The 16,643-nt window shown below is 73.1% G+C and carries 11 protein-coding genes, 1 tRNA gene and 1 pseudogene; 6 read left to right on the top strand and 7 right to left on the bottom strand.

Translation table 11 applies throughout. The annotated features are described in order from the left end of the window. The first annotated feature begins 1 nt into the window (after position 1). Positions 2-478 (top strand): hypothetical protein, encoded by a 477-nt coding sequence (locus tag ACFY0D_RS15700; protein ID WP_390798857.1) that lies wholly within the window; start codon positions 2-4, stop codon positions 476-478. On the opposite strand, the gene fdhD is transcribed toward ACFY0D_RS15700, so the two are convergent. Beyond that, on the bottom strand, positions 468-1,322 hold the full coding sequence (gene fdhD, locus ACFY0D_RS15695; protein WP_390798856.1) for a formate dehydrogenase accessory sulfurtransferase FdhD: 855 nt from the start codon (positions 1,320-1,322) through the stop codon (positions 468-470). The genes ACFY0D_RS15700 and fdhD overlap by 11 nt on opposite strands. A 217-nt stretch (positions 1,323-1,539) precedes the next feature. On the opposite strand from fdhD, the gene ACFY0D_RS15690 reads away from it, so the two are divergent. Next, positions 1,540-2,481: a beta-ketoacyl-ACP synthase III gene (locus ACFY0D_RS15690; RefSeq protein ID WP_327412547.1), complete on the top strand. Its 942-nt coding sequence runs from the start codon at positions 1,540-1,542 to the stop codon at positions 2,479-2,481. On the opposite strand, the gene ACFY0D_RS15685 is transcribed toward ACFY0D_RS15690, so the two are convergent. Then, complete coding sequence (locus tag ACFY0D_RS15685) at positions 2,465-3,655, bottom strand: low temperature requirement protein A (protein ID WP_390798855.1); 1,191 nt, start codon at positions 3,653-3,655, stop codon at positions 2,465-2,467. The two genes, ACFY0D_RS15690 and ACFY0D_RS15685, sit on opposite strands and share 17 nt — an antisense overlap. A gap of 291 nt (positions 3,656-3,946) precedes the next feature. On the opposite strand from ACFY0D_RS15685, the gene ACFY0D_RS15680 reads away from it, so the two are divergent. Then, positions 3,947-4,031, top strand: a tRNA-Leu gene (locus tag ACFY0D_RS15680). A 414-nt stretch (positions 4,032-4,445) separates the two neighbouring features. On the opposite strand, the pseudogene ACFY0D_RS15675 reads toward ACFY0D_RS15680, so the two are convergent. Both ACFY0D_RS15675 and ACFY0D_RS15670 read right to left on the bottom strand, forming a co-directional pair. Continuing rightward, positions 4,446-5,165 (bottom strand): annotated as a pseudogene (locus tag ACFY0D_RS15675) (IclR family transcriptional regulator C-terminal domain-containing protein); the annotation flags it as partial. A gap of 812 nt (positions 5,166-5,977) precedes the next feature. Next, positions 5,978-6,544 carry a sigma factor-like helix-turn-helix DNA-binding protein gene (locus ACFY0D_RS15670; protein ID WP_390798854.1) on the bottom strand — a complete coding sequence of 189 codons (567 nt, stop codon included), beginning with the start codon at positions 6,542-6,544 and terminating at the stop codon, positions 5,978-5,980. 508 nt (positions 6,545-7,052) lie between these two features. Here ACFY0D_RS15670 and metG point away from each other — a divergent pair. The 3 genes from metG (at position 7,053) to ACFY0D_RS15655 (ending at position 12,894) form a co-directional block, all read left to right on the top strand. After that, positions 7,053-8,768, top strand: a complete 1,716-nt coding sequence (metG, locus tag ACFY0D_RS15665; protein WP_390798853.1) for a methionine--tRNA ligase — start codon at positions 7,053-7,055, stop codon at positions 8,766-8,768. 195 nt (positions 8,769-8,963) lie between these two features. Next, positions 8,964-10,256, top strand: coding sequence for a glycosyltransferase 87 family protein (locus ACFY0D_RS15660; RefSeq protein WP_390798852.1), 1,293 nt, complete (start codon positions 8,964-8,966; stop codon positions 10,254-10,256). A gap of 40 nt (positions 10,257-10,296) precedes the next feature. Continuing rightward, positions 10,297-12,894 (top strand): MFS transporter, encoded by a 2,598-nt coding sequence (locus ACFY0D_RS15655; RefSeq protein WP_390798851.1) that lies wholly within the window; start codon positions 10,297-10,299, stop codon positions 12,892-12,894. Between the two features lie 42 nt (positions 12,895-12,936). Here ACFY0D_RS15655 and ACFY0D_RS15650 read toward each other — a convergent pair whose 3' ends face one another. The 3 genes from ACFY0D_RS15650 to ACFY0D_RS15640 form a co-directional block, all read right to left on the bottom strand. Continuing rightward, positions 12,937-13,605 carry a response regulator gene (locus ACFY0D_RS15650; RefSeq protein ID WP_390798850.1) on the bottom strand — a complete coding sequence of 223 codons (669 nt, stop codon included), beginning with the start codon at positions 13,603-13,605 and terminating at the stop codon, positions 12,937-12,939. Further along, complete coding sequence (locus ACFY0D_RS15645; protein ID WP_390798849.1) at positions 13,593-14,903, bottom strand: sensor histidine kinase; 1,311 nt, start codon at positions 14,901-14,903, stop codon at positions 13,593-13,595. The genes ACFY0D_RS15650 and ACFY0D_RS15645 overlap by 13 nt, the downstream gene beginning before the upstream one ends. Before the next feature lie 61 nt (positions 14,904-14,964). Then, a complete protein-coding gene (locus ACFY0D_RS15640) occupies positions 14,965-16,572 on the bottom strand; it encodes a YfcC family protein (RefSeq protein ID WP_390798848.1) in 1,608 nt (535 codons plus the stop codon). Positions 16,573-16,643: the final 71 nt, after the last annotated feature.

Here is a 16,643-nt window from a genome sequence, read left to right as displayed (position 1 = left end):
CGTGCAGAACCTCGCCCGCACGGTGCTCGTGCTGTTCGGCCTGCTGGTCGCTCTGGCGATCCGGCTGGCCCTGTCCCTCGACCTGGAAGACAGCAAACCCTCCGTGCCGCTGACGGCGCAGGACGTCACCGGTGCGTGGCAGGGCGACCGCGGAGGCCGGCTCGAAGTGCTGGCCGACGGCCGGGTCCGCCTCGCGGAACTCGAGGGCTGGAATTGCGGCCAAGGCCCGCAGCCGGGCACGTTCACCGGCGAGGGCAGCTGGACCATCGATCGGCACTCCGACGAGGATCCGGGAATCCGGATCCTGATCAAGTTCCCCGTCGGGGGAACGCCCGCGGTACAGGCCTGCGACGGTTGGTTCACGCTCCACGGCATCGGCAAGGGGGGCGCCGCAGAAGACGGCAGCGACGTGTGGGCCTCGTTCCTGGGCAGCTACGAACATGGCAGGGAGGTGTTCCGGCGTACCCCTACAGGGTGATCCGTTCCTCGCCCGCGTAGATGTTCATGTCCGGCCCCCGCAGGAAGCCGACCAGCGTCATCCCCGACTCCAGCGCCAGGTCCACCGCCAGTGAGGACGGCGCCGAGACGGCCGCCAGCACCGGGATGCCCGCCATCACGGCCTTCTGTACGAGCTCGAACGAGGCCCGGCCCGACACCAGCAGGACCGCGCCCGTCAGGGGGAGCCGCCCGGACTGGTACGCCCGGCCCACGATCTTGTCCACCGCGTTGTGCCGGCCGACGTCCTCCCGCAGGTCGAGGAGCTCGCCCTGGGCCGTGAACAGCCCGGCCGCGTGCAGTCCGCCCGTACGGTCGAAGACCTTCTGGGCAGCGCGCAGCCGGTCCGGCATCGCGCTGAGAACCTCCGCGGGCACCCGTACCGGATCGGCGGCGATACCCGGGAAGCGGGTCGCCGTACGGACCGCGTCCAGGCTGGCCTTCCCGCACAGGCCGCAGGAGGAGGTGGTGTAGACGTTCCGCTCCAGCGTGATGTCCGGCACCGGGACCCCGGCGGCCAGCTGCACGTTCACCACGTTGTAGGTGTTCGAACCTCCCCCGGCTACCGCTGGGAGGGGCCCCCTGTCGGTCGCCCCCTCGCAGTAGGTGACGGCCTGCACGTCCGCGGCGGCCCCAAGCACCCCCTCGCTGACCAGGAAGCCCACCGCCAGGGCGAAGTCGTCGCCCGGCGTACGCATCGTGATGGCCAGCGGTTTGCCGTTCAGACGTATCTCCAGCGGCTCCTCGGCCACCAGTGTGTCCGGCCGGACACCCGCCCCGCCGTTCCGGATCCGGACGACGCGACGGCGCTCGGTGACCCGTCCCATGGTGATCAGCCCACCCCTTCTGTTCTCGCCTCTGTTTTCGCCGGTGCCCGACAAGCTCATTGTCCCGGTTCCGCTTCCCGCGACGCCCCCGGCAGGTGGATCCTCGGGAAGCTCCAAAATCCGGGGCCGGAATCCTGTCGGGTCACACGCACACGTACCCACCAGTAGCAGGCAAAGCTGGGTGATCCTGACTTCCGTACAAGGGGGGACCCCGCCCATGACCGGTTCACGCGTGGTGGCGCTAGGGCACTACCAGCCCGCGAAAGTGCTCACCAACGAGGACCTCGCGGCCATGGTCGACACCACCGACGAGTGGATCCGGTCCCGCGTCGGCATCCGCACGCGCCACATGGCGGGACCGGACGAACCGGTGGACGAGCTGGCCTACCAGGCGGCGGGCAAGGCGCTGGCCGGCGCCGGCCTGACCCCGGACGACATCGACCTGGTGCTGGTCGCCACCTCCACCGCGATCGACCGTTCGCCCAACATGGCCGCGCGCGTCGCCGCCAAGCTGGGCATGGGCGGCGGCCCCGCCGTCATGGACATCAACGTCGTCTGCTCGGGCTTCACCCACGCCCTGGCCACCGCCGACCATGCCATCCGGGCCGGCTCCGCCACCCGCGCCCTGGTCATCGGCGCCGACAAGATGACCGAGATCACCGACTGGAGCGACCGCACCACCTGCGTGCTCACCGGCGACGGAGCGGGCGCGGCCGTCGTCGAGGCCTGCGAGGAACCGGGCATCGGCCCGGTCCTGTGGGGTTCGGTCCCGGAGATGGGCAACGCGGTCCGGATCGAGGGCTCGCCGCCGGTCTTCGCCCAGGAGGGCCAGTCCGTCTACCGCTGGACCACCAGCCAGCTCCCGCCGCTCGCCCGCAAGGTGTGCGAGAAGGCCGGGATCACCCCGGAGGACCTGGCCGCGGTCGTCCTCCACCAGGCGAACCTGCGGATCATCGAGCCGCTCGCCGCGAAGATCGGCGCCGTCAACGCCGTCGTCGCCCGCGATGTCGTCGACTCCGGCAACACCTCGGCCGCCAGCATCCCGATGGCCCTGTCGAAGCTGGTCCAGCGCGGAGAGATCCCCTCCGGCGCCCCGGTCCTCCTCTTCGGCTTCGGCGGCAACCTCTCCTACGCGGGCCAGGTCATCCACTGCCCGTGACGGTTCCCACGGCAGCTCCCGTTCCCTCCGCCGGTTCGGCGGGGGAGCGGAGGCCCTCGGCGGCCAGCGCGCCGACCAGGACACACGCCAGGGCCACCAGCTGGCCGGCCCCCGACCAGCCCGTGCCCACCGGGACGGTGGCGAGCGCGAGCAGCAGGGCCGCCGCCCGGTAGCGGGCCGGTCCGATGCCCAGCGCCGCGCGGAAGACCAGGTCCCCGGCCAGGTAGAGGACGACCCCGCCCGCCAGCGCGACCGCCGGGCCGGTGTGCAGGTGCTCGCCGAGGTGGCCGATGGTCTTCTTCACGCCCGCCGCGAAGACGGCGATGCCCAGGAGCATGGGCAGGAACGCGTAGTAGTACGCGGTCATCGCCAGCTTGAAACGCCGCTCCGGCGGGGTCTGTGCGAACACCTCCTCGGCCCGGCCCTCCTCGCGCACGAAGTACATCCACCACATCGCCGACGCGATCGTCAGGGCCAGGAACGCGCCGCCGGCGATACCGGGCGACAGCGGCAACGAGCCCACCCCGATGCCGATCGCGATCACGGACTCGCCGAAGACGATGATCAGCAGCAGGCCGTGCCGCTCCACCAGGTGCGCCGCGTTCATCCCGCCGAGCTGGTCGCCGACCGTCTGCTCGGGCACCTCCGGCTCCGCCGCGGCCCCGCTCGCCGTGACCCGCTGCACGACCATCGGCGTCAGGAACTGCAGCAACAGCGCCAGCATCCACAGCCCCCAGGCGGGCAGCCCGTCGAAGAACCCGGCTGCCGTCACCGCCAGCGCGCACAGCACGTTGGGCAGCGCGAACCACAGCACCCCGCGCCCGTGCGCCTGCGTGAACAGCGTGCCGTGGACCAGGACGGTCAGCAGGTACCCCAGGCCGAAGGCGACCCCGCCCGCCCCGAAGGCCGTCGGCACGGCCAGGGCGCACACCATGAACGCACCCATGGCCAGCATCAGCAGCACCCGCCGGACCGTCCGGTCCGGCGGCACCTGATTCGTCAGGTGCGCGTAGCCCCCGTACATCCAGAACAGGACGGTGAAGATCAGCACCACCTGCCCCGCGCCCCGCAGGCTCAGGTCGTCCGCCAGAAGCACCGTCAACTGCGTGATGGTGAAGACGAAGACGAGGTCGAAGAACAGCTCCAGCGTGCTGACGCGGTGCTCGGATTCCATGCGCGGCTCCCCCCGGATGTGTGCGAAGCCATCCGACCGCCCGGCTCCCCTGATGTCCAGCCGGTATTAGCATCCGGAAGCGGCCGCGTGGCACCCCCGCGCCCCGCCGCCGTGGACCGGGGGGTGCCACGCGGCAGCAGCGAGACGATCCGTCTCGCTACGGCCTTCGGTGCATGCGTGCAGGTCAGCCCGGCGTGGCGGAGGATCACCGCCCGGATAAGTGGTCGGAACCCCGCCGATCCTTTGCTATTGTTGTCCATGTCGCCGCGGGAAACCGGGGCCGACCACCTGGTCCGGGTGGCGGAATGGCAGACGCGCTAGCTTGAGGTGCTAGTGCCCTTTATCGGGCGTGGGGGTTCAAGTCCCCCCTCGGACACAAGAAGCAGGAGCCCCACACATCGTGTGGGGCTCCTGCCGTTTTCCCGGACCGGCCCGGTAGGACCGGGCGCGACCGGGGCGGTCACGGACCCAGGACCACCAGACCCGTCGGGGTGGTCAGGCTGCCAGGGACGACCGACGTGAACGTGTGGGGCAGCGACAGGCGGGGCTGGTCGGAGTCCGGGGCGGCGTCGAAGAGATACGCCGCGGCGGCGAAGGTGTCACTGACCAGGTGCGGGCCGCCCGCCGCGGCCGTGCCCCCGGTCAGCGGGGTACGGAAGAGCCGCCGCAGGTGCCGCAGGGTCTCCGGGGTGACCGGCGTGACCGGGGCCTGCAGTGGCCCGGGCCGGCCGGCCGGAGTCTGCTCCCCGGCGGCGGCCGCCGCCGGGGCGTCCGGGGGGATCGCTCCCGTCAGGAGCAGGGCCAGCAGCACCGGGACGGCCTTGCGGCGCAGGGTCTCGGTGGCCGCACCCAGCCGGTGGGCATGGCTCGCGGGCAGCGAGAGCGCGAGGCTCCCGGCGGCGTCCCCGGTGGCGATCGGGACCGCCGCGCAGACGACCCCGGGGGAGTACTCGCGCAGGTCGAACACGGGCGCTCCCGGAGCCACCGCGTCCAGGGCGCTGAACAGGACCCGGCTGTCGGTGATCGTCCGCCGGGTGAGCCGCGCGGGCCGGTGCCGGGCCACGTGGTCGGCGCGGCCGTCGTGGTCGAGCTGGGTCAGCAGGCATTTGCCGACCGCGCTGGCGTGCGCGGCGGCCCTGAAGTCGACCCACTCCCGCACCGGCGGGGTCGCGGGCCCGTCCGCCATCTGCGTGATCCGGACCTCGCCCTCGGCGTACCGGCCGAGGTACACCGCGGCGCCCGCGCTGTCCCGGGCCAGGGCCAGGGTGCGCTGGAGCTGCCCGGCCAGGCCGTGCCCGCCGGGGGCGGCGAGTCGGTCCAGCGCGGGGCCGCGCCCGTACACCCCGAGGGCCGGGCGCACCGCGTACTCCTCCTCGCACAGCATCGCCAGCAGGGGCCGCAGTTCCTCTTCGGCGAGGCCGGACTCCCGGGAGAGCCGGTCGGCCCGGACCCCCAACGGGTGCCGCTCCAGGACGCGTACGACCGCCAGCGCGCGGCGCGCCTCCGTCAGGGCCTCGCTCGTTCCGGCCCGGGCGGCGGTCCCGCGGTTCGCCGCCGTCAGCGCGGGGTGGCGCAGCGGTCCGGCCGCCGGGCGGAGCGCGGCCACCGGCCGCGGCGCCGAGGCCGCCACCGTGACGGGCTGCGGCCGGAACGCGGCCAGTACTCCCGACAGCCCGGGCCTCGGCAGTGGCACCGGGCCCAGGTCGGGATCCTCGAGCTGGTCGACGTAGCGCAGCACGGCCGCCTGCGTGCACAGCCGGACCTCCCGCAGATCCCGTCGGCCGCCCGGCCGGAAGCCGCGCCGGCCCAGCTCGCGCGCCCAGTGCCGGGCGTCGTGGTGCTCGCCGCGCCGGGAGTGGTCGAGGAAGAGGCAGTACGCGGCCGCGGAGGTCCGCGGGCTCCCGGACCCGGCGGCGAACTGCCACCAGAAGCGGGCCCCTTCGCGCAGCCCGGCCAGGTGCAGCAGACAGCCGAAGACGACCGCCCCGGCCAGGTCGGTGTGTCCGTCGGTGAGGAAGGAGTCGAGGTGAGCCCCGGCCTTGGGCGCGCACGCGGAGGCGAGGCAGACGGCCTTGAGGTCGCGCCGGGCCCGTTCGGCGTCGAGCGGGCAGTCCCGGGAGGGGTCGCTCCAGCCGTGCACCGACCGGCGCCGGGCGCGGTGCCCGGAGGCCGGCGGGTGTGGTGTGGCGCGCAGCAGCCGGGCCTCGGCTGCGCCGAGGTCGTAGTGCCGGTAGCGGTCGCGGACGCCCGCCCGGGCGAGGAACTCGGCCAGGGAGCGGGGGACCGGGTCGCCGTCCTGCAGCTCCTGCCGTTCGAAGCGCCTCATGAGTCGGCTGATTCGGCTGATTCGGCTGACTCGGGCGATGTGGCGGAGGTGGCGAGCAGGCGGGCGAGCCGCCGGTGGGCCTGCCCGAGGTAGGAGCGGATCGTGGCCTCGTCGACGCCCATCACGGCTGCGGCCTCACCGGGGGTGCACTGGAGTCCGTACCGCAGCAGTACGGAGTCGCGTTGCCGCTCGGCGAGCCGGGAGACGGCGGAGTAGAAACGGATGGTGTCGGTCAGCACCTCGCACTGATCGGAGTGGGCCTCTTTGAGAGCGGCCTCGAAGGCGCTGATGTCCATCGGCTCCGGCCGCTGCTGCCACGGATGGCGCCGGCGCTGCCGGTCGACCAGGCAGTGCTTGAGGACGGCCCAGGCGTAGGCGTCCAGGCGGTCCATGTGAAGCATCCGCAGCCACTCACCCATGATCGAGTCGAAAGCGGCGTCCACCGCCTCCTCCGCCGCCGCGTCGGAACCCAGCTGCAGATACGCGAAGCGCATGTACGCGGGCCGCCGATTGGCGTGGAAGGCCCAGTACGACAGGCGCGCCGTCGGATCCCACTGGCTCATGGGAGTCGGCCGCCGACGCCGGCTCGGTAGTCCCACGGCCCCACCGGACTCCTCCGGTCCGCCATCGTTCACCGCTCCACCTCATCCCCTGTGCGCTGAACAGGAAAGCAGCGCGGGCGCACTCGGAGGGCGCAGAGAAGAAACCTGGAAGCAATGCGTCGTGGATGATCGACCCGTGATCGATCTCGATCGCGCACGGCTCCAGCCAGCACGTATGCATATGCCCGCTGCCGGTGCCACCGCAGGTGCCGCTGTCGTCGCGGTCGTCGCTGCCGTCGCCGTCGCCGCCGCAGTCGTCGCCCGGGCACCGGTCGGGTGCGCCGCGGCCCGGCTGTAACATGGGCCCGATCGCGAGGGCCGTGACGGAGAGGTCACTGCCCTCGCTTTTGCTTTACGTCCACCCATGAACAAATGCGGCGCGTGGCTTCGCGGCGGTTCGATACGATGAACCGCACTCACAATCCGTTACGTCACGTCGTACCGCACATAGGAAATGGAGCATCCGAGGATGGCTCGACACCTGATCACCAGCGCGCTTCCGTACATCAACGGGATCAAGCACCTGGGCAACATGGTCGGGTCGATGCTTCCGGCGGATGTGTACTCCCGGTACCTCCGCCAGCGCGGCCACGACGTCCTGTACATCTGCGCCACCGACGAGCACGGCACCCCCGCCGAACTCGCCGCCAAGGAGGCCGGCATCTCGGTCGCCGAGTTCTGCGCGCAGGCCCACGACGCCCAGAAGGCGGTCTACGACGGCTTCGAGCTGTCCTTCGACTACTTCGGCCGCAGCTCCTCCGCGCAGAACCGCGAGATCACCCAGCACTTCGCGCGGAAGCTGCAGGAGAACGGGTTCATCGAGGAGCGCGCGATCCGGCAGGTGTACTCGCCGGTCGACGGCCGCTTCCTGCCGGACCGCTACGTCGAGGGCACCTGCCCGCACTGCGGCTACGACAAGGCCCGCGGCGACCAGTGCGAGAACTGCACCCGCGTCCTGGACCCCACGGACCTGATCGAGCCCCGCTCGGCCATCTCCGGCTCCACCGAGCTGGAGGTCCGCGAGACCAAGCACCTCTTCCTCCTGCAGTCCAAGCTCCAGCACGAGGTCGAGGCCTGGGTCGCCGAGCACGAGGAGGAGTGGCCGCAGCTCGCCTCCTCCATCGCCCGCAAGTGGCTGACCGAGGGCCTGCACGACCGCGCCATCACCCGCGACCTCGACTGGGGTGTTCCGGTCCCGGCCGACACCTGGCCCGAGCTCGCCGCCGCGGGCAAGGTCTTCTACGTCTGGTTCGACGCCCCGATCGAGTACATCGGCTCCACCAAGGAGTGGTCCGACCTGGACCCGGCGAACCGCGACTACAAGTCTTGGTGGTACGAGGCCGAGGACGTCCGCTACACCCAGTTCATGGCCAAGGACAACGTCCCGTTCCACACGGTGATGTTCCCCGCCACCGAACTGGCCACCCGCGAGCCGTGGAAGAAGGTCGACTACGTCAAGGCCTTCAACTGGCTGACGTACTACGGCGGCAAGTTCTCCACCTCGCAGAAGCGCGGCGTCTTCACCGACCAGGCGCTGGAGATCCTCCCGGCCGACTTCTGGCGCTACTTCCTCATCGCCAACGCGCCCGAGTCCGACGACTCGTCCTTCACCTGGGAGCACTTCCAGGCCACGGTCAACAAGGACCTCGGCGGCACCCTCGGCAACTTCGTCAACCGCGTGCTGACCTTCTCCCGCAAGAAGTTCGGCGACGAGGCCCCTGCGGGCAGCCCCGCCGGCGAGGCCGAGGCCAAGCTCGGCGAGCAGATCGCCGAGCTGCTGGCCGAGTACGAGAGCCACATGGACTCCCTCCAGTACCGCAAGGCCGCGGCTGCGCTGCGCGCCCTGTGGTCGGCCGGAAACGCCTACCTCGACGAGAAGGCCCCCTGGACGGAGGTCAAGACCGACCTGGAGGGCGCCGCGCTCACCCTGCGCACGGCGATGAACCTCATCCACCTCTACTCGGTGGTCTCCGAGCCGTTCATCCCGGCCTCGGCGCGCACCATCCGCTCCTCGTTCGCGCTCGCCGACGACACCGCCACGTGGATCACGCCGGAGCAGGCCCGGTCCCTGGACGCCGTGCCGGCCGGCACCCCGTTCACCGTCCCGCCCGTGCTGTTCGCGCGGGTCACCGAGGAGGACCTGGAGTCCTACCGCGAGCGGTTCGGCGGCAACCCGGAGGCCTGAGACCCGAGGACCGAGGGCCGAGGCCCCCTCAGGGCCCGGTGACACCTGCGTGAGGGGCACGACCCGATGGGGTCGTGCCCCTTTCGCATGCCCGCGGGGAGGGCGGGGGTCGGGGAAGAGGTAGGGGAAACCCCACCGCGGACCGTCCACCTGGCCGTGCAGACCCGGCCGGGGCCGCGCGGCTGGAATGGGCTCATGACCCTTTCCCGTACCGCCCGGTGGGCCACCGGCTGGCTGCTCGCCGCCGCGTGGGCGCTGTCCTTCCCGCTGTTCTCCTCGCTGGCGCCGCACCGGCTGTGGGGCTGGTGCGCCGCCGCCGGATACCTCGGGGCCGCGGCGGCCACCGCACTCGGCCGCCGTCGCGCGGCGCTCGCCACCGCCCTGCTGGGTGCCGTCGCCGTACCACTGCTGTGGCTGGTCCTGACCGGGCAGGGGCAGTCGGAGGTGACCGTCATCGAACGGTCCGCGCGGCTCCTGCTGGAGTCCGGCCGGCTCTACGTCGACCGGCCCGCGCGCGTCGAGGACTACACCCCGTACCTGCCGGGCATGGCGCTGCTCGGCATACCGCGGGCGCTGCTCGGGGGTGACGGCAGCGGTGACGGCTGGGCGGTGCGGCTGCTGGGGGACGCCCGGATCTGGTGCGCGGCCGTGCTGTTCGGCTGCCTGTGGGCGGCCCGGCGCCTGCTGGGCGGGCCCTGGGGTGCGCCGGGCCGACTGCTGGGCGGCGGGCCCGGCGGTGCACCGGGCCGGCTGCTGCCGGTCCTGGTGGCCTCGCCGGTGGTGGCGCTGCCCCTGGCGGTGAGCGGGGTGGACCTGCCGCTGGCCGGGCTCTGCTGCCTGGCGCTGGCGGCCGCGGCCGCCGGGCGGCCCGCCCTGGCCGGGGCGGCCCTCGCCGGGGCGTGCGCGCTGAAGTGGACGGCGCTGCCCGCGGTCGCGGTGGCCGTCGCCCTGCTCGCGGTCTGCCGGGGCGGGCGGGCGGCGGTGCGCTGCGCGCTGGTGGCGGCCGGCGGCACGGCCCTGCTGGTGCTGCCGGCGGCGCTGCTCCAGCCCGCGGAGCTGTGGCGCCAGGTGTTCGCCTTCCCCACCGGGCGGGCGGAGGTGCCGACCCCGGCGAGCAGCCCGCTGCCCGGGCACCTGCTGGCCGAACTCGGCCCCTGGGGCTGGTACCTGACGGTGGGCCTGCTGCTGGCGGGAGGCCTCGCGGTGGCCCTCTCCCTGCTCGCCCGGCCGCCGCGTACGGTGGCGGCCGCCGCCGACCGCCTCGCCGTCGGCCTCACGCTGGCCTTCCTCCTGGCCCCGGCCGGCCGCTTCGGCTACCTGGCGCTGCCGGTCCTGCTGTCGGTCTGGGCCCGCTCGGTGGCCGTACCCGGCGTCTCGCGCGTGGTGACGGGCTCGTTCCGGCTCCGGCTCCGGCTCCGGCACCGGGTCCGGCCGTCGGACGGGCGGCCGGGCGTGCGCAGTGAGCGGCCGGGAGGGCATTTCGCCTGATGCCCCCCGCACATTGGATAGTTGCACTATCCTTCGGTCCGTGGATCAGCTGACCGCCGAAGACCCGAGCCGTATAGGACCGTACCGCCTGATCGCCCGGCTTGGCGCGGGTGGCATGGGCCTGGTCTACCTGGGCCGCTCCGAGGGCGGCCGTACCGTTGCCGTGAAGGTGGTCCAGGCGGAGTTCGCCGGCAACCCGGAATTCCGCCGGAGGTTCGCCCGCGAGGTGGCCGCAGCGCGGCGCGTGGGCGGCAGCTGGACGGCGGCGGTGCTCGACGCCGACACCGAGGCCGCCGTGCCCTGGGTGGCGACCCAGTACATCCCGGGGCCCGACCTGCAGACCGTGGTCGCCCGTCAGTTCGGTCCGCTGCCCGAGGACTCGGTGCGGACCCTCGCCAACCGGCTCGCCCTCGCCCTGCGGGCCGTGCACGAGGCGGGCCTGATCCACCGCGACCTGAAGCCCTCCAACGTGCTCGTCACCGTCGACGGGCCCCGCGTCATCGACTTCGGCATCGCGCGGGCGATGGACAGCCTGACCGGGGACAGCCTGCACACCCGTACCGGCATGCTGATCGGCTCGCCGGGGTTCATGTCCCCGGAACAGGTCCGCGGTCTCGAACTGACCCCCGCCAGCGATGTCTTCTGCCTCGGTGCGGTCCTCGTGTACGCCGCCACGGGACGCATGCTCTTCGGCGCCAAGGACACCGGTCTGAACGCCCACCTCTTCCGGATCGCCGAGGAGGAGGCGGACCTGACCGGGGTACCGGAGTCGCTGGCCGGCCTCGTCGGCGCGTGCCTGCACAAGGACCCGGCCCGGCGGCCCACCCCCGATGAGGTGGCGGAGCGTACGGCGGCGGACGCCGCCGGGGAATGGCTCCCGGGCAAGGTGCTGGCCCAACTGGGCCGCCATGCGGCGCAGTTGCTGGACTACGCCCCGGCGTCTCCCGTACCGGCCGGAGCCGGAGCCGGAGCCGGAGCCGGAGCCGGTGGCGGGGCTCCGATCGAAGAGACTCCCGCAGCGAAGACTTCGGCAGAGAAGATCCACGTCGAGAAGACGCCGGATCCCCGCCTCGTGCCGTCGCAGTCCCGGCAGGACGCCTCCCCGTACCGGACACCGCCCCCGCCGCCCGCGTACGCCCCCACGGCCCCCGGCCACTTCGGTCCCGCGGACGGCTTCGGCCCGCCCCCGGGCCCGGTCCCCGGCGGCCCGTCCGTCCCCGCGCCCCCGCACCCGAGGCGTTGGTGGGGCCTCGCGGTCCTCGCCCTGACACAGCTGCTGGTGCTGGTCGAAGCGGCGCAGTTCAACCTGCTCGGACCGCGGATCCATACCGAATTCGGCCTCAGCGCCGACGGTCTCGGCCCGCTCTTCAGCGCCTACCTGGTCGCCTTCGGCGGACTGCTGCTGCTCGGCGGGCACCTCGTCGACCTGCTCGGGGCCCGGCGGATGCTGGTCATCGGACTGATCGGATGCGCGGCGGCCGCCGTACTGGGCGGCGCGGCCGGGGGCTCCGGGCTGCTGATCACCTCCCGTGCCCTGCAAGGCGCCTTCGCCGCCCTGCTCGTCCCGGCCGCGCTGTCCCTGGTGGCCACCGGATTCACCGACCCACGGGAACGCGGCCGGGCCTTCGGGATCTACGCGGCGGTCGCCGCGGGCGGCGGCGCACTCGGCGTGTTCACCGGCGGGTGGCTCGCCGAGACCCTGGACTGGCGCTGGGCCCTGTGGTCGGTCGTTCCGCTCGCCGTGCTCGCCCTGATCGGCGCGCTCACCCTGCTGCCCGACCGTCCGGGCCGCACCGGCGCCCGCTTCGACGGACTCGGCGTACTCCTCGGCACGGCGGGATCCGCCGCCCTGACCTACGGCCTCGCCGAGGTCGAGACGGTCGGCTGGAGCGCCGCCCTGAGTCTGTTGCTGATCGTGGGCGGCATCGCGCTGCTCGCCGCCTTCCTGTGGTGGCAGACCAGGACGTCCGGCGCGCTGCTCCCGGCGTACGTCCTCGCCGACCGGGGCCGCCTCGCCTCCCTCCTGGTCCTCCTCGGCACCGGCGTCGCCGTGGTCGCCCTCCTCCCGGCCCTGGGCTTCTTCGCCCAGCAGATCCGCGGCGAGGGCCCGGGCGTGTCCGGGACGGCCCACCTGCCCCTGGCCGCCGCAACCCTCGTGGCCGCCACCCAGATCTCCGCGCGCCTGCTGCCCCGCCTCGCGCCGCGCGGCCTGATCCTGCCGGGCCTGGTGGTCACGGCCCTCGGGCTGGCCCTGCTGGCCGGTGTGGGTGGCGCCGCCACGTACGCGACCGGCGTGCTGCCCGGCATGCTGCTCACCGGCGTCGGCCTGGGCCTGACCCTCGTCCCGCTCTACGCCCTCGCGACCGCCGGAGTGGCCCCGCAGCACGCGGGCGCGGCCTCGGCGGCCCTGGGCGCGGCCCACCACCTGGGGCAGTCGATCGGCGGGGCGGTGCTCGGCACCGTCCTGATGAACCGCATGAACCAGGTCTCGGACGACACCGACGTGTTCGCCCGGCTGCTCGACTCCTACACCACCACCCTCTGGTGCGCGGTCGGCGCCCTCCTGCTCGCGGCCCTGCCGGCCACCCTGCTGATCAGAACCGGCGCCCCGCGCCGGGGCCCGCGCACGACCGGCTAGGCCGTGTCCGCAATGTCCCGCCTGCCCCGCGAGCGGCCGGCGCTACGTTGCGGACACGTCCTCCTGGCCCGACAGGTGGGCCAGGACGGCCAGGACCCGGCGGTTGCCCTCGGTGGCGTCCAGGTCGAGCTTCATGAAGATGCTGGACGCGTGTTTGACGACGGCGGCCTCGGTGACGAACAGCCGCGCCGCCAAGGCCTGGTTGTTGAGGCCCGAGGCCATCAGGGTCAGCACCTCCCGCTCGCGCGGGGTCAGCCGGGCCAGCGGCCGTTCCTCGGACTGCCGGCTGAGCAGGACCCGTACCACCTCCGGGTCGATGACCGTACGGCCTTCGGCGACCTGCTGGAGGGCGTCGAGGAACTCGGCCACCTCGCCGACCCGGTCCTTGAGGAGATAGCCCAGCCCGGCCGCCGAGGCACCCGTGAGCAACTGGGTGGCGTAGGCCGTGGCCACGTACTGCGAGAGCACGAGCACGGGCAGCGAGGCGTCCCGGGACCGGAGTTCGAGCGCGGCCCGCAGGCCCTCGTCGCGGAAGCCGGGCGGCATCCGCACGTCGGTCACGACGGCGTCCGGCCGCTGCGCCTCCACCGCCCGCACGAGCTCCTCGGCGCTCCCGACGGCGGCGAGGACCTGGTGCCCGCCCCGGGTGAGGAGTTCCGTCAGCCCCGCGCGCAGCAGTACGGAGTCCTCGGCGAGGATCAGCCGGAGCACGGGACCTCCACCCGGAGTCGGGTCGGTCCGCCCACCGGACTGGACACCACCAGCCTGCCCTTCAACATCGCCACCCTGTCCGCGAGTCCTGCCAGGCCCGCTCCCGCGCCGGGATCGGCGCCGCCGCGGCCGTCGTCGGTGACGGTGAGAGCGAGCCGGTCACCCTCGACCCTACCGACGACGGCGACGCGCGAGGCACCGCTGTGCTTGGCCGCGTTGGCGAGCGCCTCGGTGACGGTGAAGTACGCCGTGATCTCCACCGGTTCGGCCAGCCGGGGCACGTCGAGGTCCACGGTCACCGGTACGGGATGACGCAGGGCCACCTCGGCGACGGCCGCCGCGAGTCCGTGGTCGGTCAGGACCTGCGGGTGGATACCCCGTACGAGGTCGCGCAGTTGCTCCAGGGCAACCTTGGCCTCTCCGCGCCCCCGGGCCACCAGGGCGGCGGCGCCGGCCGCCTGCGGGATTGCGCGCAGTTCCAGCTCGGCGAGGCCCAGGGTCATGCTGAGGGCGACCAGCTGCTGCTGCGCACCGTCGTGCAAGTCCCGCTCGATGCGCCGCCGTTCGGCTTCGAAGGCATCGACCAGGCGGACCCGGGAGCGGGTGAGCTCCAGGATCCGGTCGGCCTCCACACGAGGTCCGAGCAGCAGGCGGGCGGTCTTCACCTGAGCGCCGGCGAGCAGGGCGCCCGCGTACGCCGCCACCACCGTCCCGGCCAGTCCGACGGCCGTGCCGCCCAGGGCCTCCAGCGGCCCGGAGACCGGCCGGCCGGGGATCAGCATCACCGTGTCCGGGGCGATGGCCCACACGATCGCCGGGGTCGCGACGAGGATCAGGGCGAAGGCCAGCAGCGTGACCACGGCGAACCCGGCCGCCCCGAAGACCGGCCCGAGCAGGGTGGCGTACGCGAACTCCCGCCAGGTGGCCCGCTCACGCAGCCGGGTCCGCAGCCAGGCCGCGGGGCCGGCTCCGGCGAGGGAGGCATGCGGGTCCGGCACGGGCTCGGGCTCCACGCACCGCAGCCGCCACCGCTCCAGCACCCCCAGCGGCACCACGGCGACGACGGCGCCCAGCAGGAGCAGCAGCCCGATCCCGACGGCCGCCAGCGCCACCCCGAACCCGAGGAGCAGGACGAGGACGACCAGTACGGGATAGCCGATGAGGAACCCGCTCCCCAGGTACGCCCAGCACCGCCAGGGCCACCACGAGCCGAGGAACCGCAGGGGCCGGCGCATCGCGGTCAGGACGGTGACCGGTAGCGGGTCGGCGGGTCGGGGGAGGGGCGGGGAGTCGGACATGTCTCCCCAGCCTAGGGGGTGTCTTGCCGATCAGGCCGGGCCGCAGGGCGCTGACGTGCCGTCACATGGCTGCGCCCAGGGCCAGGAAGCCGCAGATCAGCACGAGGAGGATGGCCAGCAGGGGCCAGACGAAGCGCAGGTACTTGTCGTAGCCGACCTTGGCCAGGGCCACACCGCCGATGGTCACGGCCGAGGTGGGGACCCACAGGTTCATCCAGCCGCTGGCCGACTGCCAGGCCGTGACCACCAGCGCTCGGGAGACGCCCGCGAAGTCGGCGAGCGGGGCCAGGATGGGCATGACGAGGGTGGCGTGGCCGGAGGTGGAGGGGATCAGGAAGGCCAGCGGGAGGTTGACCAGGAAGACGATCACCGCGAAGAGCCCGGACGAGGTGCCCTTCACCACGTCCTCGATGGAGTGCAGGACGGTGTCGGTGATCCTTGAGTTGTTCATGATGACGGTGACCCCGCGCGCCAGCATGATGACCAGGGCCGGAGAGATGAAGTCCGCGGCGCCCTGGATGATCGTGGCGCTGATCTTCGCCTCCCCCATCCGTGCCACCAGACCCACCAGCACCGAGGCACACAGGAACAGCGCCGAGAGCTCCGGGAAGGACCAGCCCAGCTCCCAGGCGTACGGGGCCGCGCCCGCCTCGCCGGTGAGCGCGCCGGCCCACGGGACCACCGAGAAGATCATGAAGCCGAAGACCACGGTGACCAGGACCAGTACCAGCCGGTGCAGCCGGGTCAGTTCCGGAGCCACCTCCTCGGCTCCCGTCGCCTTCTGCTCCCGGTCGCCCGGGAGGAACCCGCACACGGACCTGGCCGGGTCCTTCTCGACGCGCTTCGCGTACCGGACGACGTAGAGGATGGTCACGGCCGTCAGGACCACCCACATCACGAAGCGCAGTGCGATGCCGTCGCCCAGCGAGATGTCGGCGGCGGCCGAGGCCACGCCGGTCGCGAAGGGGTTCACGGTGGAGCACAGGACACCGATCCCCGCCCCCAGGATGGCCGTGCCGACGGCGACCATCCGGTCGTAGCCGAGGGCCAGCATCATCGGCACCAGCAGACCGTAGAAGCCGAGGGTCTCCTCCGCGAAGCCCTCCACGGTGCCGAGGACGGAGAAGACCAGCATCACGGCGGCGATCAGCAGGGTGCCGCGGTCGCGCAGCCGGTGGGCGAGGCGGGCGATGCCGCGGTCGAGGGCGCCGGTGGCGAAGACGACGGTGATGAACGCGCCGATGGCGAGGACGAAGAGGAAGACGCCCGCGCTGCCGTACAGCTCGCCGCTGAAGGTGGGGCCGACCTCGCCCGTCTTCTCGTCCCGGATGCCGTAGAGGCCGTTCACGGGGGCGAGGAAGAGGTCGTTCAGCCGGTCGGTGAAGCTCTGGGTGTCCGGGACCTGGTGGTAGGTGCCGGAGACGGGGGCACCGTCGGCGTTGCGGTCGTACCGGCCGGCCGGGACGAGGAAGGCCAGCAGCCAGACCGCCACCGTGACCGCGGCCAGAACGGTCAGCGCGCTCGGAAAGCCGAACCCCTTGCCCGCGGGCTCCTCCGGGGCCGGGGACGGAGCCGGATCGGCGGGAGCCGGGGGAACCGGGGGAACCGGGGGAACCGGGGGAGCCGTGCTCAACGGGTGCCTCGGCTGTCCGGTTCCATCCGCCACCATCCCTGAGAGGGTCCGCCGGTCCGCTCCCCCGATCATGGAGCGGGGGAGGGGCGGGTGCCGTGGTGGGATGC

Source organism: Streptomyces sp. NPDC001502 (assembly GCF_042894785.1).
Taxonomy (GTDB): domain Bacteria; phylum Actinomycetota; class Actinomycetes; order Streptomycetales; family Streptomycetaceae; genus Streptomyces; species Streptomyces kutzneri.
This window is presented reverse-complemented; position numbering and strand designations above follow the sequence as displayed.

Bases quoted from the DNA above. Each gene is read 5' to 3' on its own strand.
- ACFY0D_RS15660 (WP_390798852.1), top strand. From the start codon at position 8,964: ATGACCCTTTCCCGTACCGCCCGGTGGGCCACCGGCTGGCTGCTCGCC.
- ACFY0D_RS15690 (WP_327412547.1), top strand. From the start codon at position 1,540: ATGACCGGTTCACGCGTGGTGGCGCTAGGGCACTACCAGCCCGCGAAA.
- metG (WP_390798853.1), top strand. From the start codon at position 7,053: ATGGCTCGACACCTGATCACCAGCGCGCTTCCGTACATCAACGGGATC.
- ACFY0D_RS15685 (WP_390798855.1), bottom strand. From the start codon at position 3,655: ATGGAATCCGAGCACCGCGTCAGCACGCTGGAGCTGTTCTTCGACCTC.
- fdhD (WP_390798856.1), bottom strand. From the start codon at position 1,322: ATGGGACGGGTCACCGAGCGCCGTCGCGTCGTCCGGATCCGGAACGGC.
- ACFY0D_RS15640 (WP_390798848.1), bottom strand. From the start codon at position 16,572: ATGGTGGCGGATGGAACCGGACAGCCGAGGCACCCGTTGAGCACGGCT.
- ACFY0D_RS15670 (WP_390798854.1), bottom strand. From the start codon at position 6,544: ATGAGCCAGTGGGATCCGACGGCGCGCCTGTCGTACTGGGCCTTCCAC.
- ACFY0D_RS15645 (WP_390798849.1), bottom strand. From the start codon at position 14,903: ATGTCCGACTCCCCGCCCCTCCCCCGACCCGCCGACCCGCTACCGGTC.